Source organism: Pseudomonas chlororaphis (assembly GCA_001023535.1).
Classification (GTDB): domain Bacteria; phylum Pseudomonadota; class Gammaproteobacteria; order Pseudomonadales; family Pseudomonadaceae; genus Aquipseudomonas; species Aquipseudomonas chlororaphis_E.
The window spans coordinates 6,294,182-6,315,761 of record CP011020.1; the positions used below are offsets into that span (position 1 = coordinate 6,294,182).

Here is a 21,580-nt window from a genome sequence, read left to right on the forward strand (position 1 = left end):
GCGGCAGTTATCCACAGGTCTGCCGCTGCACCCCGCTAGACAAGGCTGTCCACCACACCGCCATCCACGCGCAGCGCCGCCCCGGTGGTCGCCGAAGCCTGTTCCGAACTGACATAGATGATCATGTTGGCAACTTCCTCGACACGCGCCGCCCGCTGGATGATCGAGGTGCTGCGGTGCTGTTTGACGAAATCCGCGCCGACCTTTTCCAGGCTGTCCCCGGTGCGCTCGACGTCGGCCTGGAGCATCTGGGCAACGCCTTCGGAAAGCGTCGGCCCAGGCAACACCGAGTTCACCGTGACGCCCGTGCCGGCGAGGCGCTTGGCCAAGCCGCGAGCAATTGAAAGCTGACCGGTCTTGGTGAAGCCGTAGTGGATCATGTCGGCGGGAATATTCACACCCGACTCCGACGACACAAACACAATCCGCCCCCAACCCCGCTCGACCATCCCCGGTGCATAGGCCCTGGAAACCCGCACGCCCGACATGACGTTGGTTTCGAAGAAACGCTGCCATTCGCTGTCCGGCGTTTCGAAGAAGTCTTCCAACTTGAAGATGCCCAGGTTGTTGATTACCACATCGAAGCGCGGGTACTTGGCGACCAATGCCCGGCAACCTGCCTCGTTGCTGAGGTCGCCAACAAAGCCTTCGGCTTTGGCAGCAAGGCCGCCCAGGCGCTGCAATGCGTCCTGCACGCTGCTGTCGCTGCGCCCGTTGAGGACCACGTTGGCTCCGGCTTCGAGGAAGCCTTTGGCGGTGGCAAAACCGATGCCGCTGGTGGAACCGGTGACTAAAACGTGACGGCCAGTGAAGTCGATTTTCATGGGAGGGTCTCCTCGATTAGTGAGCAGGGTCGGTGCGATATTTTGGCTGCCGAAGTCCGACGGGTTTAGAGGTGTGGCTTCAACAGTTAACCAGCCAACGTATGCGCTGTCACAGGAACTACAGCATGGATGCGATTGAGGCTTTACGCCTCCCGACCTCCGTAACCAAAATAAATCGTTCTCTTTTTGTCCCGGGCGTCTCTCACCCTTCTCCTGCTACGACCGTTGAGGTCCACCTAGGCGCCATCTTCCAATAACGGAGCGAAAGCGAGGCCGCGTAGGCTTAGGGAGAGCGTAGCTGGCCGCCCCTGTGAATTAGCATTTACGTCAAGCGTCGCGCACTCGTCGTCGGATCCACATGCTTAATCCCCCACGCCCCATCAGTTCTGCTAGTTCCCAACCCCGCCAAATTCTCCGATACTGAAGGCCCTCTGATTGTGAAAGTATGGAGTGCTCAAATGTTCTCCCCACTAAGAACCTTACTATGCCAGTATCGCTACGATCCCTTGGATAGGTTGACGAGTCACGTCTTGGAGAGCGTCCCGCAGCACCGTTTTTATTGTCAAAGTCGCCTGAGCACAGAGGTACAAGGAGAGATCGAGATTTCGATCGTCCAGCACACGGACTTTCTTTTGGCCCAGCAACAGCGACAAAGCCATACGCTAGATACAGCGTTGCTGGCCACTGATTCTCTACGCTCAATAATGTACGAAGTAAAAGGGAACAATCAGCGGCCATCTCACGTTTACTCGCCCTACGGCTATCGCCCCACTGAAAGTGCATCGCTTAACATTCTGGGATTCAACGGCGAGCGTTCAGACTCAGTGACCGGACATTATTTACTGGGAAATGGATATCGGGCGCTCAATACGGTATTAATGCGATTTAATAGCCCGGATAGTTTTAGTCCGTTTGGGGAAGGTGGCCTTAATGCGTATGCGTACGGGCAGGGTGATCCGATCAATTCATACGACCCAACTGGCCACATTGGCCTTAAAATTCTCTTTCGGAGTATATCAAAGCTGGTTCTAAAGCGTAGAAACATCAATAGCGCAGATGATTGGATAAACAATGTTTACTATAAAACCCCCCATCATATGCGCCCAAAATTCGAACAAAGGACGCCGAACGCCGGAGTTCAGATTCAACGAACCCAATCCCTGCCCGATCTATCGATCAAGAGTGCTGAAAATACTGGATATAACGATCTCATCGGTTATCACGGTAGTCACCCAATAAATACTCAAAGCTTACTGGCTGGGATCAACCCCGCAAAAACCAAAATAGGATATTACGGCAAAGGGTTTTATTCTACACCGACCTATGAGCGGACGGTCGCCCACGGAAGCAAAAGATTTGGTGTTTATGTGAACAACCATAAAGCACTAAAAGAAGGGCGGGATTATTCTTTTCATACTTCACGTGAAGGGAATTACGTGGAGCTGGTGCTTAGATCTCCAGCCTTTGAATCTGCAAAAATACGAGAAGTCACCACGAAAAGTACTGTAATTCTTCCAAGACCACATGAAGCGCCCTACTGACATTATTCCGGTGGTCAGACGAAAAATTACCAACCATCCGACTAGCCAAAGTTCGTAATTCATTCGTACCACCCAAATTTTTACTTCACTCTATTTGTCCCAACGAAAGTCTGGACTTCTCGTCTAAGTAAAACAATCCAAACCCGGCCTTTGGGTCGGGTTTGTCTATTGACACGTTGGCTGTCTTCTATCGAACTTCAACGTTATCCAAACCCGATTCGCCAACAACGAACTCAGTTCGATCGGGTGGCAGCTGTAGCAGGTCAGTAGACCGGGATTCCAGCATAGCCGGCGCGCCGAAGCGCGCGGCCAAGCGGCCTGGAATTCAGGGCTGGAGCTCTGTTTTTACCGAGTGCCTATCGCGAGCAAGCACTCCCACATTGGTTTTCGAGTACTCACAGATTCTGCGTTCGCTGATCACCTGTGGGAGCGGGCGGTATGCCTGTTTACATCAACGCAGGATCAAACATCGTGCCAAACGCTGGCCTCGGTAACCCTGGCGTCAATGTACCGCTTCACCTCACCCAAGTCCGAGTAAAGCGCGCTGCGCTCGCCATTGCCAAACATGAAGTAATACTGCCCGCCGCCGCCATAGGGATCGTGCGGCTTACGCATAATGTCCAGATTCTTATAGGTCTCGATAAGTGAATCCGCGGCAAAATCAACCATGATATAGCTCCCTTACAATGAGACTATCCAGGCCGGCAAACCCGGCAGGGATGGACTGTCTGAGGTGCCAGGTCGTACACCATCGTCCACCGGCACCGCCGTGAACGTCCCCTACCAACAGCTCGATACTTGGGCGAGCGTCACGTTTTATAACTTCGTGATCTCCGTGCTTGCGCAAGTACGATTTTCCGGTCCTAGGAAAGGGGGCGACGAAGTCATTAGGGGCCGGGTAGGACGACATGGCTACTGTAAGAACTTACAGACCCGCAGAATTCTAGATAAATGGTCGGGGATGGAGCTCTCGCTCAGGTGGGAAGTGTTCGTCAGAACGTTTGCAGTTGCATTGGGTTTCGGGCCGCTTCGCAGCCCGGCGGGAGCAGCTCCCTCGCCACGGGGTGCAGGGCAGTTGGACAGGTGTTGTTGGTCAGTTCGTCTCGCGAGCAGGCTCGCTCCCACACAGGGCCAGTGGTGTTTAGGGAACCAATGTGGGGCGAGCTTTTTTGTCACAGGGCTTTGGTTGAGCAAATCGCTGGCCGTTTCAGTACCACCGCGCCTCGCCCGGCGGGCGTTTCTTGAAGCGTTTCATGCTCCACATGTATTGGCTGGGGTAGGCGCGCACGTAGCGCTCCACCACTTGGCTCATGGCGGCGCAGGCGGTTTCGGTGTCGGTGCTGTACATGGCCTCGGGGGCGGCTTCGAGGATGACTTTGTAGCCGGAGCCGTCCGGCAGGCGTAGGGCGTGGAGGAAAACGCCGACCGCTTTGCCGCCGGCGAGCATGTTGGGCACGAACTTGCTGGTCAGGGCCTGGGTGGCGAAGAAGGGCACGAAGATCCCGGCGGATTCGGCCGGTTCCGGGTCGGCGGGGATGCCCACCTGGCCGCCCTTGCGCACTTCCTTGATGACGCTGAGGATGCCTTCCTTGGTGGACGCCGCGACTTTGTTGCCCAGCTGCACCCGCTGTTTCTGCAGCAGTTCATCCACAGCCTTGAGCTTGGGCGGGCGGTAGAAAATGATCGGTTTGCACTGGCTGCAATAGAAGTGGTTGAGCACTTCCCAATTGCCCAGGTGGCTGGTGATGCCCACCACGCCTTTGCCGGACGCCAGGGCTTCTTTCAAGACGTCCAGGCCTTCGACTTCGCGCACCAGTTCGATGGAGCGCTGGGCCGGCCAGATCCAGGCGCAGGCGCTTTCGGTCAGGGATTTGCCAATGTCCTTGAGGCTCTGGCCCACCAGGCGTTCGCGCTCGGCCGGGTCCATCTCGGGAAAGCATTTGGCGAGGTTGATCCGCACCACGTCGCGGGAACGGTTGGGCAGCTTCCACATGAGCCAGCCAATGGCCGACCCCACCGCTTGCACCGCCCGCCAGGGCAGCAGCGCAAACAACCGCAGAGCGCCGACCAGCAAGGCGCCTTTCAACTTATCCACAGGTCACTCCTGAATTCATGGGCCGTGTCGCGAGCCGGCTATTCTAACCGCCGTTTGACAACTCGGCGTAGCGGTCGCAATCCTGCGTGTGGTCCATGACCATGCCCGAGGCCTGCATGAAGGCGTAGCAAATGGTCGGCCCGACGAAAGTGAAGCCGGCCTTTTTCAGGCCCTTGCTCATCTGCACTGCTTCGGGCGTGATGGCCGGCACTTCGGTGCGATCCTTGAAATGGTTGATGAGGGGTTTGTCACCGACGAACGACCAGAGGAACGCTACCGGGTCTTCCAGCGCCAGCCAGGCCTGGGCATTGCGGCGCGCGGCCTTGAGCTTGAGGCGGTTGCGGATGATGCCGGGGTCCTGCATCAAGTCCTCGATCTCGGCGTCGCTCATCTGCGCCACCCGCTGTACGTCGAAGTTGTACAGCACCTCGCGGTAGTGGGCGCGTTTACGCAACACGGTGATCCAGGACAGCCCCGCCTGGAACCCTTCGAGCAAAAGCAACTCGAACAAACCCTGCGCATCGCGCAGCGGCGTCCCCCACTCCTGATCGTGATAGGCCATGTACAACGGATCTTCGGTACACCAAAAGCAGCGTGGCATAAGGCTCCAGGGGGCGTGCGCACGAACGAATCGGGTATACTCCCGCTCTTTAAATCGCAGCCCAAGAAACAGGTGAATTTCGTGAGCCAGCCTACGCCAGCCGTGCGTACCTTCCAAGACTTGATCCTCGCCCTCCAGCAATACTGGGCCGAGCAAGGTTGCGTGGTACTTCAGCCCTACGATATGGAAGTAGGCGCCGGCACTTTCCACACCGCCACATTTCTGCGTGCCATCGGCCCGGAAACCTGGAACGCCGCCTACGTGCAGCCCAGCCGCCGCCCGACTGACGGCCGCTACGGCGAGAACCCGAACCGTCTGCAGCACTATTACCAGTTCCAGGTGGTCCTGAAGCCGAATCCGGAAAACTTCCAGGAACTGTACCTGGGCTCCCTCAAGCACGTGGGCCTCGACCCGCTGGTGCACGACATCCGTTTCGTCGAGGACAACTGGGAATCGCCGACCCTGGGCGCCTGGGGCCTGGGCTGGGAAGTCTGGCTCAACGGCATGGAAGTGACCCAGTTCACCTACTTCCAGCAGGCGGGCGGCATCGAGTGCTACCCGGTTACCGGCGAGATCACCTACGGCCTGGAACGCCTGGCCATGTACCTGCAAGGCGTGGATTCGGTCTACGACCTGGTCTGGGCCGACGGCCCGTTCGGCAAGGTGACCTACGGCGACGTGTTCCACCAGAACGAAGTGGAACAATCGACCTATAACTTCGAACACGCCAACGTCGACAAGCTGTTCGAGCTGTTCGATTTCTACGAAAGCGAAGCCAAGCGCCTGATCGAACTGGATCAGCCGCTGCCGTTGCCGAGCTATGAAATGGTGTTGAAGGCGTCCCATACCTTCAACCTGCTGGACGCACGCCGGGCGATTTCCGTGACCGCGCGCCAGCAATACATCCTGCGTGTACGCACCCTGGCGCGTTCCGTTGCGCAAGCCTACCTGCTGGCCCGTGCCAAGCTGGGCTTCCCGATGGCGACCCCGGACCTGCGTGATGAAGTGTTGGCTAAGCTGGAGGCTGCACAATGAGTGCTCAAGATTTCCTGGTTGAATTGGGCACCGAAGAACTGCCACCCAAAGCCCTGAACACCCTGGCCGATGCGTTCCTGGCCGGTATCGACAAAGGCCTGCAAGCCGCTGGCCTGAGCTACGAAGCCAAGCAGGTATTCGCCGCGCCGCGCCGCCTGGCCGTGTTGATCACCGCCCTGGCGACCCAACAACCGGACCGCAGCATCAACCTCGACGGCCCGCCACGCCAGGCCGCGTTCGATGCCGACGGTAACCCGACCCAGGCCGCCCTGGGCTTCGCCAAGAAGTGCGGCGTGGACCTGAGTGAAATCGACCAGAGCGGTCCGAAACTGCGCTACAGCCAAAGCATCAAGGGCAAGCCGACCGCCAGCCTGCTGCCGACCATCGTCGAAGATTCGCTGAACGACCTGCCGATTCCCAAGCGCATGCGCTGGGCCGCGCGCAAGGAAGAGTTCGTGCGTCCGACCCAATGGCTGGTGATGCTGTTGGGCGACCAGGTGATCGATTGCACGATCCTGGCCCAGAAGGCCGGGCGCGACTCCCGTGGCCACCGTTTCCATCATCCGCAGAGCGTGCGCATCACCTCGCCGGCCAACTACCTGGCCGACCTGCGTGCCGCGTATGTGCTGGCCGACGCCAACGAGCGTCGCGAGCTGATCAGCAAGCGCACCGAAGAGCTGGCCACCCGCCAGGAAGGCACCGCCATCGTGCCGCCAAGCCTGCTGGACGAAGTGACCGCGCTGGTGGAATGGCCAGTGCCGCTGGTGTGCTCGTTCGAGGAACGTTTCCTTGAAGTGCCGCAGGAAGCGCTGATCACCACCATGCAGGACAACCAGAAGTACTTCTGCCTGCTGGACGCCGAAGGCAAGTTGCTGCCGCGTTTCATCACCGTCGCCAACATCGAGAGCAAGGATCCGGCACAGATCATCGCCGGTAACGAGAAGGTCGTGCGCCCGCGCCTGACCGACGCCGAGTTCTTCTTCAAGCAAGACAAGAAACAACCCCTGGAAAGCTTCAACGAGCGCCTCAAGAACGTGGTGTTCCAGGAAAAACTCGGCAGCGTCTACGACAAGGCCGAGCGCGTGTCGAAACTGGCGGCGTTCATTGCCCCGCGCATCGGTGGCGACGCCCAGCGCGCGGCCCGCGCCGGCATCCTGTCCAAGTGCGACCTGTCCACCGAGATGGTCGGTGAGTTCCCGGAGATGCAAGGTATCGCCGGTTACTATTACGCCCTCAACGACGGCGAACCGCAGGACGTGGCCCTGGCCCTGAACGAGCAATACATGCCCCGTGGTGCCGGCGCTGAACTGCCGACCACCCTGACCGGCGCGGCCGTGGCGATCGCCGACAAGCTCGACACCCTGGTCGGCATCTTCGGCATCGGCATGTTGCCCACCGGCAGCAAGGACCCGTATGCCCTGCGTCGTGCGGCGCTGGGCGTGTTGCGGATCCTGATCGACAAGCAGCTGGACCTGGACCTGAACGATGCGGTGGCCTTCGCCGTCAACGCGTTCGGCAGCAAGGTCAAGGCCGCCGGCCTGGCCGATGCGGTGCTGGAGTTCATCTTCGACCGTCTGCGCGCGCGTTATGAAGACGAAGGCGTCGACGTCGCCACCTACCTGTCGGTGCGTGCCCTGAAGCCGGGCTCGGCCCTGGACTTCGACCAGCGCGTGCAAGCGGTGCAGGCGTTCCGCAAGCTGCCGGAAGCGGCGGCATTGGCGGCGGTGAACAAGCGTGTGTCGAACCTGCTGGGCAAGGCCGAAGGCAACATCGCGGCCACCGTCGAAGCCAAGTACTTCGACAACGCCAACGAGTTCTCCCTGTATTCGGCGATCCAGCAGGCTGACCAGGCGGTCCAGCCGATGGCGGCGGCGCGTCAGTACAGCGAAACCCTGGCACGCCTGGCGGCACTGCGCGAGCCGGTGGATGCGTTTTTCGAAGCGGTGATGGTCAATGCCGAAGACGCCAACGTGCGGGCCAACCGCTACGCGCTGCTGGCGCGCCTGCGTGGCCTGTTCCTCGGCGTTGCCGACATTTCGCTGCTGGGGTAAACCTTGAAACTGCTGATTCTCGATCGGGACGGGGTGATCAATCACGACTCCGACGCTTACATCAAATCGGTGCAGGAGTGGTTGCCACTCCCCGGTTCGATCGAAGCCATCGCGCAGTTGAGCAAGGCCGGCTGGACGGTGGCGGTCGCCACCAACCAGTCGGGCATTGCCCGCGGTTACTACGACCTCGCCGTGCTCGAGGCCATGCATGAGCGCTTGCGCGCATTGGTGGCCGAGCAGGGCGGGGAAGTCGGGCTGATCGTCTATTGCCCCCATGGGCCGGATGAAGGTTGCGATTGCCGCAAACCCAAGCCGGGCATGTTGAAGGCCATTGCCGAGCATTATGCGACACCGCTGGCGGGTGTGTGGTTCGTCGGCGACAGCCTCGGTGACCTGGAGGCAGCCAAGGCCGTCGATTGTCAGCCAGTTTTGGTAAAAACCGGGAAAGGCGAAAAGACCCTGGGCAAGACCCTACCGGTGGGCACCTTGATTTTTGACGACCTGGCGGCAGTTGCCGCTGAACTTATCCACAATTAGAGCTCCCACGACATCCTGACAAGGAATGTTCGGGAAGCGCTTGAACAGGCGGGCATTGCCCGCAACGGTAAACGCCGCTATGTCGATATTGCAGGCCATCAGAACCTTTCTCTTTTACCTGCTGCTGGGCACCAGTTCCTTGCTGTGGTGCACCTTGAGTTTCTTTATCGCGCCTTTCCTGCCGTTCAAGGCGCGCTACCGCTTCATCAATGTCTACTGGTGCCGTTGCGCACTGTGGCTGAGCAAAGTGTTCCTGGGCATTCGCTATGAAGTGAAGGGCGCCGAGCACGTGCCTGACCGGCCCTGCGTGATCCAGTCCAACCACCAGAGCACCTGGGAAACCTTCTTCCTGTCGGCTTACTTCGAACCGCTGAGCCAGGTGCTCAAGCGTGAACTGTTGTTCGTGCCATTTTTCGGCTGGGCCATGGCCATGCTGCGACCAATCGCCATCGACCGCGACAACCCCAAGGCCGCCCTCAAGCAGGTGGCACAAAAGGGCGACGAACTGCTCAAGGACAACGTCTGGGTGTTGATCTTTCCGGAAGGCACCCGGGTTCCCTATGGAACGGTCGGCAAGTTTTCCCGCAGCGGTTCGGCCTTGGCGGTGAATGCCGACCTGCCTGTACTGCCGATTGCACACAATGCCGGCAAATTCTGGCCCAAGGCGGGCTGGGTTCGTACGCCCGGCGTCATCACCGTAGTCATCGGCGCGCCGATGTATGCCGAGGGCACCGGGCCTCGCGCCATTGCCAACCTGAACGACCGGGTCCAGGCCTGGAACGAGCAAACGCAACGGGAAATGGGTTCGCTGCCGTCCACCCCCGCAGCGCCGGCCGCCACGGATCAGATTGCTGTCTGAGATCTGTGGATAACCTGTGTACCGTTTTTTTGAAATCCGTTGCCTTTGTGTTTTAACTCTATGTTTTTAATGCATATTTCATAAACACATAAAAGCAGCTTCAACGTGCATAAGTTTTTTATAGCGGCGAAGGATCGGCGCTTTGCGCTGCCATCCTCCAATCCTCCAGCAGTGGAAAACCCAAGCTGAACGTCGTGCCTTGGCCCACCACGCTGCGGCACTCGATTTGCCCGCCGTGGCGGTCCACCACCGCCTTGACCATCGACAGTCCCAGTCCGACGCCGTCCACACCGTGAGCCGACGAAAACCGTCGGTACTGGCTGAACAAAGCCGGTAACTCTTCGGCGCCGATCCCTTTGCCCTGGTCCGTCACATCGCATGTCAGACGCCCTTGGGCGCAATGAACACGCAGGGCTATGCGGGTGTCCGAGGCGCTGTACTTGATGGCGTTCTCCAGCAGATTGAACAGCGCCCGCGTCAGCAACGCCTGGTCGGCCCGCACCATGGCCTCTTCATCGTCCATTTCGTGAACCAGTTGGATGCGCTTTGCCTGGGCCAGTGGCAAGGCTTGGTCGATTACGTCCAACACCAACATGGCGAACAACGTCGGTTGGAACTGGTACGCCTCGGACTCGGCCCTGGCCAGTTGCACAAAGCCATCCGTCAGTTCCAGGGCACGCCGCACCTGACGCTCGATCTGGTCGAACAGCGGCGTGTTCTCGCCCAGTTGATGCCGTTGGACGTCCAACAGCGCCAAGATCGCCGAGTGTGGTGCACGCAGGTCGTGGGAGAGAAAACGCAGCATGACGCTGCGCTGCTCTTCGGCTTCGCGTTCCACGCTGAGGTCGATGAGGCTGAGCAACCAGCCAATCGGCGCATCACCGTCGACCGGCAGCAACGCAGCCCTGTCCAGGCGCAGACTGCGCTCGCGGACATCGCGAAACTCCAGCAACGGTAATGTGGATAACCGATGGCGCGCGCCCGGTTCAAGGCCCGGATAACCCAGCTCAGCGAGATGCTCGAGCACATCGCCGCCCGCCAGGCCGTGGCCGAACAGCTCGCGGGCCTTGCGATTGCCCAGCAACAACTTGCCTTGGGGGTCGCTGATCATCGTCGCCACCGGCAGGTATTCGAGGCCATCGGCAATGAAGCGGCGCGTGTCACGGGTTCGGCTCATGGCTTGTTCCAGGGCCATGATCTGGCCCTGCAAGCGGTCACTGCCCAAATAGGGTGCCCGGCGCCGTTCCGGGAACACCTTCGGCTCCGAATCCAGGCGCGCCAGTTCCCAGCCGAAATAGGCCAGCACCACGCTCAGGCGCCGCCAGTTCCAGATCAGGTAACCGAACAGAATGCCCAGCACACTGGCCATCGGCGACCACCACCAGCCGCGAATGGCCAATACCGCGCTGATCAACAACGCCAGGCTCATGCCTCCCACCGTTGCCCACAGCGCCAGGCGCGGGCGCCATAGCAGCAAGCCCAATACACACGCCACCAAGCCAACCGAAAGCAGGGCGGCCAGGGGGCCGTTGCGCGGCGACTGGCCGCTGAAGGACAACAGGGCGGTCAAGGGTAACAACAGCAGACTTATCCACAACCATTCGCGCATCAACTGGCGAAACAAGCGTTGGACCTGGGTGGGCTCCCGACTTTCACGGCGCCGCTGGTGGCTCATGGGCCACCTGTTCGAGCAGTACGGCTGGGGATATCGCGCATGGTGACAGGTCAGATCGGCAGGGGGAGTAAGAATAGGGTTTGCATATGGGGTTTGTCAGTAAGCACTGTGGAAGCGAGCTTGGGTCATCAGGTGCAACGCCGCTACCTTTCCCTCCGTGCCGAGAGTGGTTATTGTCTTGCAGCCAGCGACAGGGGCCGGCCGAAATCGACTGCCGCGCCACCTGATGATGTCCGCTACCCGAGATCAAGGAATCGCATCCCATGCGTGTCGCCATACTGGATGACGAACCGGCCGAACTGCGCCGGGTGGAACAGACACTGCAACAAATCCCCGGCAGGGGTGAGCAGGCCTGGACCCTGCACAGCTTCGAGCGCGGCGAGGACCTGCTGCGGCAATTGCGCCGGGAAACCTTCGACCTGTTGATTCTGGATTGGCAAGTGCCTGATATCAGCGGGCTGTCGCTGCTGCGTTGGACCCGTGAGCACATGGACTCGCCCCCGGCCGCGATCATGCTCACCAGCCGCGACGGCGAGCACGACATCGTCCAGGCACTCAACGCCGGGGCCGACGACTACGTAAGCAAACCCTTCAGGCCCAATGAGCTCAAGGCCCGAGTCACCGCCGTGCTGCGCCGGCACAACCTGCAACGCGTGCCCACCAGCGATGTACTGGTGTTCAATGACCTGGAGTTCGACGATGCCGAACTCACCGTCACCCGCGCCGGCATCCCCATCAGTTTGACCGAGCGGGAGTTCCGTCTGGCCCGCTGCCTGTTCGCCAACCTGGGTCGGCCGCTGTCCCGGGAATATTTCTACGAGCGCTTCTGGACCCACGAGGAAATGACCTCGTCCCGCCCCCTCGACACCCACATCTATCGCCTGCGCAACAAGCTCGGCCTGACAGCAGACCGCGGCTGGCAACTGCTGACGATCTACGGGTATGGGTATCGACTGGAGAGCGTGGCGGCGGAAAGCGAAGCATCGGTGGCGAGCTAGACCACACAAAGGCCAGGGCGCACCTGGCCATCTAAAGATTCGGAGCCGTGACGAGGAAGCTTGCTCCCGCTGGGCTGCGCAGCGGCCCCTTTTATGAGCGCTTCGCACTCAAGCGGGAGCAAGCTCCCTCGCCACAGTGATGTCAGCCGTGGCTCTGTACCAGGCTGCCTGTCTTGCCAATCCGGCGACGTTGCACCAGCAGGCCGCACGCTACCACCAGCAGGCTGAGCAGGCCCGTGGCGAGAATCTCCACCCGATGGGCCTCCTGGAACAACATGATGGTCAGGGCGCCGACGATGAATACGATCACCGCGTAGGTCAGGCCCGGGAACAGCCACATGCTGAAAGCGATTTTTTCACCGCGAGCCTTGCGCTGTTTGCGCATGCGCAGCTGCGAGAAAGCAATCACCAGGTACACCAGCAACGCAATCGCACCCGAGCTCGCCAACAGGAACTCGAAGACCGCCGCTGGCGCCACGTAGTTGGCGAACACGGCCAGGAACGCGGCGGCCGTCGACAGCACGACCGCCCAGTAAGGCGTGCCGCTCTTGTTGGTGCGCTTGGCCACGGCCGGCGCATCACCGCGCTTGCCCAGGGAGAACATCATCCGAGAAGCAGTGTACAGCGCCGAGTTCAGGCAACTGGTCACCGCCACCAGCACCACCAGGTCGACGATCAGCTTGGCGTTGGGGATGCCCATGCGCTCCAGCACCGTCTGGTAAGAGCCGACATTGGCCAGCGACGGGTCATTCCAAGGCACCAGCGCAACAACGATGAAAATGGACACCAGGTAGAACAGGCCGATCCGCCAGATCACCGAGTTGGTCGCCTTGGAGATTTGCTGGCCAGGGTTCTTCGATTCAGCGGCAGCAATGGTGACGATCTCGGTGCCCATGAACGAAAACATGGTCGTCAGGATCGCGCCCAGTACCGCACCCATGCCGTTTGGCAAGAAGCCCTGGGTGTCGAACAGATGGGACACGCCACTCACCTGGCTGGTGGGCAGCCAGCCGAGGATCGCCAGGATACCCAGCCCGACAAAACCAATGATCGCCACGACTTTGATCAAGGCGAACCAGAACTCGAACTCCCCATAATTCTTCACGCTGAACAGGTTGGTGACCGTCAGCAGCAGGGTGATGACCAGGGTAAAGACCCAGATGGCCACATTCGGGAACCAGGCATGCAGGATGGTGGCGGCGGCGTTGGCCTCCAGTGGAATCACCAGGACCCAGAACCACCAGTACAACCAACCGATGGTGAAACCGGCCCAATGGCCAATGGCGCGATCGGCGTAGGTGGAGAAGGAACCGGTGTCGGGCGAGGCGACGGCCATTTCCCCCAGCATACGCATCACCAACACCACAAGGGCACCGGCGGCGGCATAGGCCAGCAGCACGGCTGGGCCGGCTGCGGCAATCGCATGCCCGGAGCCGACGAAGAGACCGGCGCCAATCACACCAGCAATGGACAGCATCGTCACATGCCGTGGTTTGAGTCCTTGTTCCAGACTATCGGAAGTTTGCGTACCGCTCATTGAGACTACCTTTGGTATTTAGATTTGTTCGATCCACCTCAACCCATCGTTTCTGTAAAAATAAAAAAACGATGTGTAAGTTATTTAATACGCAAGAATTGCGCCAGAATTTACTCCGCTCCCGTATTACGGGGGCCTGAGCCGCTTCGCAAGTCCTTGAGCATCAAAGCTTTTGTTCCACGTGTTACCGGGCTACCCGCTTTCTGACCAGCAGGTCGGGGGTCGGAAACGTGACTGAAGATGAACAAAAAAAGGCCAACGCAGGTGCGTTGGCCTTTTTCATTGGGGCGGTTGGCAGTTGGATCAGAAATCCAGGTTGGACACCGCCAGGGCGTTGCTCTCGATGAAGTCACGGCGTGGCTCGACCGCATCACCCATCAGGGTGTTGAAGATCTGGTCCGCGCCAATGGCGTCTTCGATGGTCACTTTCAGCATGCGGCGCGAGCCCGGGTCCATGGTGGTTTCCCACAGCTGATCCGGGTTCATTTCGCCCAGCCCTTTGTATCGCTGGATGGTGTGGCGCTTGGTGCTTTCGGCCATCAGCCATTCAAGGGCTTCCTTGAACTCGGTCACCGCTTTCTTACGCTCACCGCGCTGGATGTATGCACCTTCATCGAGCAGCGTGCTCAGTTGTGCACCGAGGGAGACCACGGTCTTGTAGTCGTTGCTGCCGAAGAAGTCGCGGTTGAAGGTGACGTAGTTCGACAGGCCATGGGAGATCAGTTCGACCTCAGGCAGCCAGACGTTACGCTCACGGTCTTCACGCAGGCTGGCCTTGTAGACCAGGCCAGACTTCTCGACGGTGCGCAGGCGGACTTCGTACTGGGCCAGCCAATCTTGCATCGCCGCGTGATCGGACAGTTGCTCCATGCTGACGGCCGGCAGGTAGATGAAGTGTTCGGTCAGCTCCTGCGGGTACAGGCGCGACAGGCGCTTGAGGGTCTTCATCACCAGGCGGAAATCGTTGACCAGGCGCTCGAGGGCCTCACCGGAAATACCCGGGGCGTCTTCGTTCAGGTGCAGGCTCGCGTCTTCGAGGGCCGATTGCGTCATGTATTCCTCCATGGCGTCGTCGTCCTTGATGTACTGCTCCTGCTTGCCTTTCTTGACCTTATAGAGCGGCGGCTGGGCGATGTAGATGTAGCCGCGCTCGATCAGCTCCGGCAACTGACGGAAGAAGAACGTCAGCAACAGGGTACGGATGTGCGAGCCGTCGACGTCGGCGTCGGTCATGATGATGATGTTGTGATAACGCAGCTTGTCGATGTTGTACTCTTCGCGGCCTATGCCACAGCCCAGCGCGGTGATCAAGGTGCCGACTTCCTGGGAGGAAATCATCTTGTCGAAGCGCGCCTTCTCGACGTTCAGGATCTTGCCCTTGAGCGGCAGGATGGCCTGGGTGCGACGGTTGCGTCCCTGCTTGGCGGAGCCGCCAGCAGAGTCACCTTCCACGAGGTACAGTTCGGACAGGGCAGGATCCTTTTCCTGGCAGTCAGCCAGCTTGCCCGGCAGGCCGGCGATGTCCAGCGCGCCTTTGCGGCGGGTCATCTCACGGGCCTTGCGCGCCGCTTCACGAGCACGGGCGGCGTCGATCATCTTGCCGACCACCAGCTTGGCTTCGTTCGGGTTCTCCAGCAGGAAGTCAGAGAAATACTTGCCCATTTCCTGCTCGACCGCGGTCTTCACTTCGGAAGACACCAGCTTGTCCTTGGTCTGGGAACTGAACTTCGGATCCGGCACCTTCACCGAAATGATCGCCGTCAGACCTTCACGGGCATCGTCGCCGGTGGTGGCAACCTTGTGCTTCTTCGCCAGGCCTTCCTGTTCGATGTAGTTGTTCAGGTTACGCGTCAGCGCCGAACGGAAGCCCACCAGGTGAGTGCCGCCGTCGCGCTGGGGAATGTTGTTGGTGAAGCACAGCAGATTCTCGTTGAAGCTGTCGTTCCACTGCAGGGCGATTTCCACGCCGATGCCGTCTTCACGCTGGATGTTGAAGTGGAACACCTGATTGACCGCGGTCTTGTTGGTGTTCAGATATTCAACGAATGCGCGCAGGCCACCTTCGTACTTGAACAGCTCTTCCTTGCCGCTGCGCTCATCCTTGAGGACGATGCCGACACCGGAGTTCAGGAAGGACAGCTCACGAATCCGCTTGGCCAGGATGTCCCAGCTGAAGTGGATGTTCTTGAACGTTTCGCTCGACGCCTTGAAATGGATCTGGGTGCCGGTGGTTTCGCTGTCACCCACGATCGCCATCGGAGCCTGTGGAACGCCGTGGACGTAGGTCTGTTCCCAGATCTTGCCACTGCGGCGCACGGTGAGGATCAGTTCTTCGGACAGCGCGTTCACCACCGATACGCCCACGCCGTGGAGGCCACCGGATACCTTGTAGGAGTTATCGTCGAACTTACCGCCGGCGTGGAGGACGGTCATGATGACCTCGGCGGCGGAAACGCCTTCCTCTTTGTGCACGTCGACCGGGATGCCACGGCCGTTGTCGCGAACGGTGATGGACTCATCCGGATGAATGATGATGCTGATGTCGTCGCAATAACCGGCGAGGGCTTCGTCGATGGAGTTGTCGACCACCTCGAACACCATGTGGTGCAAGCCGCTACCATCATCGGTGTCGCCAATGTACATACCGGGACGTTTGCGTACGGCATCCAGGCCTTTCAGCACTTTAATGCTCGTTGAGTCGTACGTATTTTCTTCGCTCAATGCCTTCACTCCCGATGGTCGTGGGTCTGGGTGATACGGCCCTGTTCCACGTGGAACAGGGCGACTGGCGTTTCCGTCTGCCAGCCTTCCCTCAATAATTCGTGGTCTACACAGGTGATGAACACCTGGCAGCGTAAGTCTTCCAACAAGCGGCAAAGCGCGCGGCGGTGGGCTTCGTCCAGTTCGGACGGCAAGTCATCCACCAGATAAATACACTGACCGCGGCGGGCTTGGCTTACCAGATGTCCCTGAGCGATCCGCAAGGCACACACCACCAACTTCTGCTGGCCCCGGGACAAGATGTCCGCGGCATTGTGAGCGCCCAATCTGAGGCGCAAGTCAGCACGTTGTGGTCCAGCCTGGGTATGACCCATCTGCTGATCGCGTTGCAGGGAGCCAGCCAGCACGGCACTCAACTCGCGGTCCTTGTCCCAGCCTCGGTAATAGCTGAGCGTCAGGCCATCGAGCTCAACCAGCTCGCTCAAGGTCTGCTCAAAGACCGGTTTCAAGGCTTTGATATAAGCGCGGCGATATTCATCTATTTCAGCGCTGGCCTGGCACAGTTCCCTGTCCCAAACCGCTTGCGAAACGGCGTCAAGTGTACCATGTCGCAGCCAAGAGTTTCGCTGGCGCAGCGCCTTCTGCAAGCGCTGCCAAGTCGCCATGAAACGCGGTTCCACGTGGAACACGCCCCAGTCGAGAAACTGTCGACGAATCTTCGGCGCGCCCTCCAACAGCCGGAAGCTGTCCGGGTTGATCAGTTGCAAGGGCAGGATCTCCGCCAGCTGCGCAGCGCTGCGAGCATTCTGCCCATCGATTCGAATCTGGAACTCACCTTGCCGGTCCCGCGAAATGCCCAAAGCACTATGGCCACCTTCGGCCAACTCCACCTGGCCAAACACGGTGCAGGCCAGTTGGTCGTACTGGATGACCGGTAACAGGCGGGTACTGCGAAACGAACGGGCGAGTCCCAGCAGGTGAACGGCTTCCAGTACGCTGGTTTTGCCGCTGCCGTTGGCACCGTAAAGAATATTGATTCGGGGGGAGGGGGAGAAGGTCACCGGGTGCAGATTGCGCACCGCGGTGACCGAGACGCGACTTAAGGACATCTAGCTTCTGCTGGGCATGATTACAGACGCATCGGCATGACAACGTAGGCCGAATCGTCGTTGTCGGACTCTTGCACCAGCGCACTGCTGTTGGAGTCGGACAGGATCAGACGGACCTGTTCGGTGGTCATCACGCCCAACACATCCAGCAGATAGCTGACGTTGAAGCCGATTTCCAGGGAGCCGCCGCTGTAGTCAACGCCCACTTCTTCTTCCGCTTCTTCCTGCTCCGGGTTGTTGGCCTGGATCTTCAGTTGACCATTGGCCAGTTGCAGGCGGATGCCGCGGTATTTCTCGTTGGACAGGATCGCCGTACGGCTGAACGCTTCACGCAGCGCCTGACGATCGCCCAACACCAGCTTGTCGCCACCCTTGGGCAACACACGCTCGTAGTCAGGGAACTTGCCGTCCACCAATTTCGAAGTGAAGGTGAATTCACCGGTGGTGGCGCGAATGTGGTGTTGGCCCAGTACGATGCTGACGTTGCCGTCCGGTTCGGTCAGCAGGCGCGCCAGCTCCAGGATGCCCTTGCGCGGCACAATCACCTGGTGACGATCCGGTTGGCCGATATCAGCCTGCATCGAGCACATCGCCAGGCGATGGCCATCGGTGGCCACGGCGCGGATAACGCCAGCGGACACTTCCAGCAGCATGCCGTTGAGGTAGTAGCGCACGTCCTGCTGGGCCATGGCGAAGCTGGTGCGCTCGATCAGGCGACGCAGCTTGCTCTGATCGAGGCTGCAGGTCAGCGAGCCAGGGCCTTCTTCCACCGTAGGGAAATCATTGGCAGGCAAGGTGGACAAGGTGAAACGGCTACGACCGGCCTTGACCACGAGCTTCTGCTCATCGACCTTGATGTCGATCAGCGCATCGTTGGGCAAGCTCTTGCAGATGTCCATCAGCTTGCGCGCAGGCACAGTGATGGAACCCGGATCGGCCGGCTCTTCAAGTTGCACCCGACCAACCAGCTCGACTTCCAGGTCGGTACCGGTCAGCGACAGTTGCTGGCCTTCGACAACCAACAGCACGTTGGAAAGTACCGGCAAGGTCTGGCGGCGTTCGACGACGCCGGCGACCAGTTGCAGGGGTTTCAACAGGGCTTCGCGTTGAATGGTGAAATGCATGGTCTAGTCCCTTGCCTTAATAAGCTGCGCTGGTCATCAAGTGGTCAGTGTACGCAGCAGGTTCTTGTAGTCCTCGCGGATGTCCGCGTCGGATTCCTTAAGTTCGTTGATCTTGCGGCAGGCGTGCAGCACGGTCGTATGGTCGCGCCCGCCAAACACATCGCCGATTTCCGGCAGGCTGTGGTTGGTCAGTTCCTTGGACAACGCCATGGCCACCTGACGCGGGCGAGCCACCGAACGCGAACGGCGCTTGGACAGCAGATCGGAAATCTTGATCTTGTAGTATTCAGCCACTGTACGCTGAATGTTATCCACAGAGACCAGCTTGTCCTGCAGTGCCAGCAGATCCTTGAGGGATTCGCGAATCAGCTCGATGGTAATGTCGCGACCCATGAAGTGGGAATGGGCGATCACCCGCTTGAGGGCACCTTCGAGTTCACGTACGTTCGAGCGGATACGCTGGGCGATGAAGAACGCTGCGTCGTGTGGCAGCTCGACCTTGGCCTGGTCGGCTTTCTTCATCAGGATCGCCACGCGGGTTTCCAGCTCGGGTGGCTCGACAGCCACCGTCAGGCCCCAGCCGAAACGCGACTTGAGGCGTTCCTCCAGACCTTCGATTTCCTTCGGGTAGCGGTCGCTGGTGAGAATGACCTGCTGGCCCCCTTCAAGCAATGCGTTGAAGGTGTGGAAAAACTCTTCCTGGGAACGCTCCTTGCGGGCGAAGAACTGGATATCGTCGATCAGCAAGGCGTCCACCGAACGGTAGAAGCGCTTGAATTCGTTGATCGCGTTCAGCTGCAACGCCTTGACCATGTCAGCCACGAACCGCTCGGAATGCAGGTACACGACCTTGGCATTCGGGTTCTTCTTTAATAGGTGGTTGCCCACCGCATGCATCAAGTGGGTTTTACCCAAGCCCACGCCACCGTAGAGGAAGAGCGGGTTGTAGCCATGCTTGGGGTTGTCCGCCACCTGCCAGGCAGCGGCCCGGGCCAGTTGGTTGGATTTACCTTCGACGAAGTTTTCGAAGGTGAAGGTCCGGTTCAGGTAACTGGTGTGCTTGAGCGCGCCTTCGACCTGGACGTTGCGCTGCTCGGCGCGCACCGGGGCCTGCTGGGAGCTGGCGCCAGCCATGGGGTCGAAGCTGTCCCGCGAAGGTTCCTCGCTGACGTGTGCCTCTTTTTGCGCACTGCGTTTGCTCGGCGCAGGCGCGGGAGCTGGCGCGGCATGGTTGACCGGCGCTGCAGTGGCCTGGACCTGGGAAGCAGCCGCCGCGGCGAGCGGGGCATTGGGCGCCGCGCGAGGGGCCGAGCTGCGTTTGCTGCCTATTAATAAGGACAACGCAGGCGCCGTGCCATTGCCATGCTCGTCGAGCAGTTCGAGAACCCGGCCCAGGTACTTTTCGTTGACCCAGTCGAGAACGAAACGATTCGGTGCATAGACGCGCAACTCGTCGCCTTCGGCTTCGACCTGTAGTGGACGGATCCAAGTGTTGAATTGTTGGGCAGGCAGCTCATCGCGCAAAAGCTCCACGCACTGCTGCCAAAGTTCCACTGACACGGACATCCCCTAAGTTGAAAGCCGGTGAGGCAAAAACAAGCGGCCATTGTAGCGATCAGGCGCGCACTTATCCACATGCAGGTTGCTGATCGCCCATGATTTATCAATGCCTTAACAGCAGGAAAGGCGACCGGCGGTCAGTGGATAAGCTCTGTGGATAACCGGCCATGAGGTCGTTGCACAAGTGGGGGGCAAACTCGGTGGATAAACGATCTGTGGATAACTACCGATTCCGCACACAGCTTATCCGACAGCGCAGCACAGCCTGAACACCGCTTTCCCGTGTAGTTGTCATTCTCTGTACACATTGATCTAGAAGGGCTTGAATGGGTTATCCACAGATGGATGGCAGCCTAGCTTCTATAAGCTTTTACAGAAAAGCTTTAAATAATTCCCTTCTTTATATTTATGTCTGGCACCGGAGGATGGACCCACTCGAGCGGCGGATATCTATTTAAAGGAAACGTTGGTTGGAAATTGACCTAGAGGCTTGCTTTCTCTAGAATCCCCGGTCTCTTAAAACGGGGGCCATTCCGGCCCGTTGTGGACGAACCAGGTAACACGACATGAAACGTACTTTCCAACCAAGCACTATCAAACGCGCTCGTACCCACGGTTTCCGTGCTCGCATGGCTACCAAGAACGGTCGTGCCGTCCTGTCGCGTCGTCGCGCCAAAGGTCGTGCGCGTCTGGCAGTTTGATAATCCGGCACTGGAGGTGAGTCAGGACTTCAGTCGGGAAAAGCGTCTGCTTACTCCCCGGCATTTCAAGGCAGTCTTTGACTCCCCTACCGGCAAGGTTCCGGGGAAGAATCTCCTGCTCCTTGCGCGCAACAACGATCTCGATCACCCCCGACTCGGGCTGGTTATCGGGAAAAAGAGCGTCAAGCTCTCCGTTCAGCGCAATCGCCTCAAACGTCTGATGCGCGAATCGTTTCGCCTGAACCAGGATTCACTGGTCGGATGGGACATTGTTATCGTCGCGCGCAAAGGTTTGGGTGACGTAGAAAACCCCGAATTGATTCAGCATTTCGGCAAGCTCTGGAAGCGCCTGGCCCGTAACAAGCCGGTACCAGCAGCCAACACCGAAACTGTAGGGGTAGACAGTCCAGATGCGTAAACTGGCACTCGTTCCGATCCAGTTTTACCGCTACGCCATTAGTCCCTTGATGGCCAACCACTGTCGTTTCTACCCCAGTTGTTCCTGCTACGCGTATGAAGCCATAGAAAATCATGGCCTTCTGCGCGGTGGCTGGCTGACCTTTCGTCGTTTAGGTCGCTGTCATCCGTGGAATCCCGGCGGTTATGACCCGG

The 21,580-nt window shown here is 59.3% G+C and carries 16 protein-coding genes; 6 read left to right on the plus strand and 10 right to left on the minus strand.

The window, feature by feature from the left end; all coding sequences use genetic code 11:
• Positions 1 to 35: 35 nt before the first annotated feature.
• The 4 genes from VM99_27500 to VM99_27515 form a co-directional block, all read right to left on the minus strand.
• The gene (locus VM99_27500; GenBank protein AKK01591.1) at positions 36 to 824 is read right to left on the minus strand and encodes an oxidoreductase; all 789 of its coding nucleotides are present in this window, start codon (positions 822 to 824) and stop codon (positions 36 to 38) included.
• Between the two features lie 2,003 nt (positions 825 to 2,827).
• Positions 2,828 to 3,034: a hypothetical protein gene (locus tag VM99_27505; GenBank protein ID AKK01592.1), complete on the minus strand. Its 207-nt coding sequence runs from the start codon at positions 3,032 to 3,034 to the stop codon at positions 2,828 to 2,830.
• Positions 3,035 to 3,572: 538 nt separating this feature from the next.
• Complete coding sequence (locus VM99_27510) at positions 3,573 to 4,460, minus strand: lipid A biosynthesis lauroyl acyltransferase (protein ID AKK01593.1); 888 nt, start codon at positions 4,458 to 4,460, stop codon at positions 3,573 to 3,575.
• Positions 4,461 to 4,503: 43 nt separating this feature from the next.
• The gene (locus VM99_27515) at positions 4,504 to 5,061 is read right to left on the minus strand and encodes a 3-methyladenine DNA glycosylase (GenBank protein ID AKK01594.1); all 558 of its coding nucleotides are present in this window, start codon (positions 5,059 to 5,061) and stop codon (positions 4,504 to 4,506) included.
• A gap of 81 nt (positions 5,062 to 5,142) precedes the next feature.
• Between VM99_27515 and VM99_27520 the strand changes: the two genes are divergently transcribed.
• The 4 genes from VM99_27520 (at position 5,143) to VM99_27535 (ending at position 9,543) form a co-directional block, all read left to right on the plus strand.
• Positions 5,143 to 6,096, plus strand: coding sequence for a glycyl-tRNA synthetase (locus tag VM99_27520; GenBank protein AKK01894.1), 954 nt, complete (start codon positions 5,143 to 5,145; stop codon positions 6,094 to 6,096).
• A complete protein-coding gene (locus tag VM99_27525; protein ID AKK01595.1) occupies positions 6,093 to 8,147 on the plus strand; it encodes a glycine-tRNA synthetase subunit beta in 2,055 nt (684 codons plus the stop codon). Before VM99_27520 ends, VM99_27525 begins: the two co-directional genes overlap by 4 nt.
• A gap of 3 nt (positions 8,148 to 8,150) precedes the next feature.
• Positions 8,151 to 8,684, plus strand: coding sequence for a histidinol phosphatase (locus tag VM99_27530; protein ID AKK01596.1), 534 nt, complete (start codon positions 8,151 to 8,153; stop codon positions 8,682 to 8,684).
• A gap of 79 nt (positions 8,685 to 8,763) precedes the next feature.
• Positions 8,764 to 9,543: a glycerol acyltransferase gene (locus VM99_27535; GenBank protein AKK01597.1), complete on the plus strand. Its 780-nt coding sequence runs from the start codon at positions 8,764 to 8,766 to the stop codon at positions 9,541 to 9,543.
• A gap of 118 nt (positions 9,544 to 9,661) precedes the next feature.
• On the opposite strand, the gene VM99_27540 is transcribed toward VM99_27535, so the two are convergent.
• The gene (locus VM99_27540) at positions 9,662 to 11,218 is read right to left on the minus strand and encodes a histidine kinase (GenBank protein AKK01598.1); all 1,557 of its coding nucleotides are present in this window, start codon (positions 11,216 to 11,218) and stop codon (positions 9,662 to 9,664) included.
• Positions 11,219 to 11,481: 263 nt separating this feature from the next.
• Here VM99_27540 and VM99_27545 point away from each other — a divergent pair, with 263 nt between their 5' ends.
• A complete protein-coding gene (locus VM99_27545) occupies positions 11,482 to 12,216 on the plus strand; it encodes a transcriptional regulator (protein ID AKK01599.1) in 735 nt (244 codons plus the stop codon).
• Positions 12,217 to 12,358: 142 nt separating this feature from the next.
• On the opposite strand, the gene VM99_27550 is transcribed toward VM99_27545, so the two are convergent.
• From VM99_27550 to VM99_27570, 5 genes are all read right to left on the minus strand, one after another.
• Positions 12,359 to 13,753 carry a gamma-aminobutyrate transporter gene (locus VM99_27550; protein AKK01600.1) on the minus strand — a complete coding sequence of 465 codons (1,395 nt, stop codon included), beginning with the start codon at positions 13,751 to 13,753 and terminating at the stop codon, positions 12,359 to 12,361.
• 303 nt (positions 13,754 to 14,056) lie between these two features.
• A complete protein-coding gene (gyrB, locus tag VM99_27555) occupies positions 14,057 to 16,474 on the minus strand; it encodes a DNA gyrase subunit B (GenBank protein ID AKK01601.1) in 2,418 nt (805 codons plus the stop codon).
• A gap of 5 nt (positions 16,475 to 16,479) precedes the next feature.
• On the minus strand, positions 16,480 to 17,583 hold the full coding sequence (locus VM99_27560; GenBank protein ID AKK01602.1) for a recombinase RecF: 1,104 nt from the start codon (positions 17,581 to 17,583) through the stop codon (positions 16,480 to 16,482).
• Positions 17,584 to 17,603: 20 nt separating this feature from the next.
• Positions 17,604 to 18,707, minus strand: a complete 1,104-nt coding sequence (locus VM99_27565; GenBank protein ID AKK01603.1) for a DNA polymerase III subunit beta — start codon at positions 18,705 to 18,707, stop codon at positions 17,604 to 17,606.
• A gap of 36 nt (positions 18,708 to 18,743) precedes the next feature.
• Positions 18,744 to 20,267 (minus strand): chromosomal replication initiation protein, encoded by a 1,524-nt coding sequence (locus VM99_27570; protein ID AKK01895.1) that lies wholly within the window; start codon positions 20,265 to 20,267, stop codon positions 18,744 to 18,746.
• A gap of 717 nt (positions 20,268 to 20,984) precedes the next feature.
• On the opposite strand from VM99_27570, the gene rnpA reads away from it, so the two are divergent.
• Entirely contained in the window at positions 20,985 to 21,386 is a 402-nt protein-coding gene (gene rnpA / locus VM99_27575; GenBank protein ID AKK01896.1) for a ribonuclease P, read from the plus strand.
• Positions 21,387 to 21,580 lie beyond the last annotated feature (194 nt).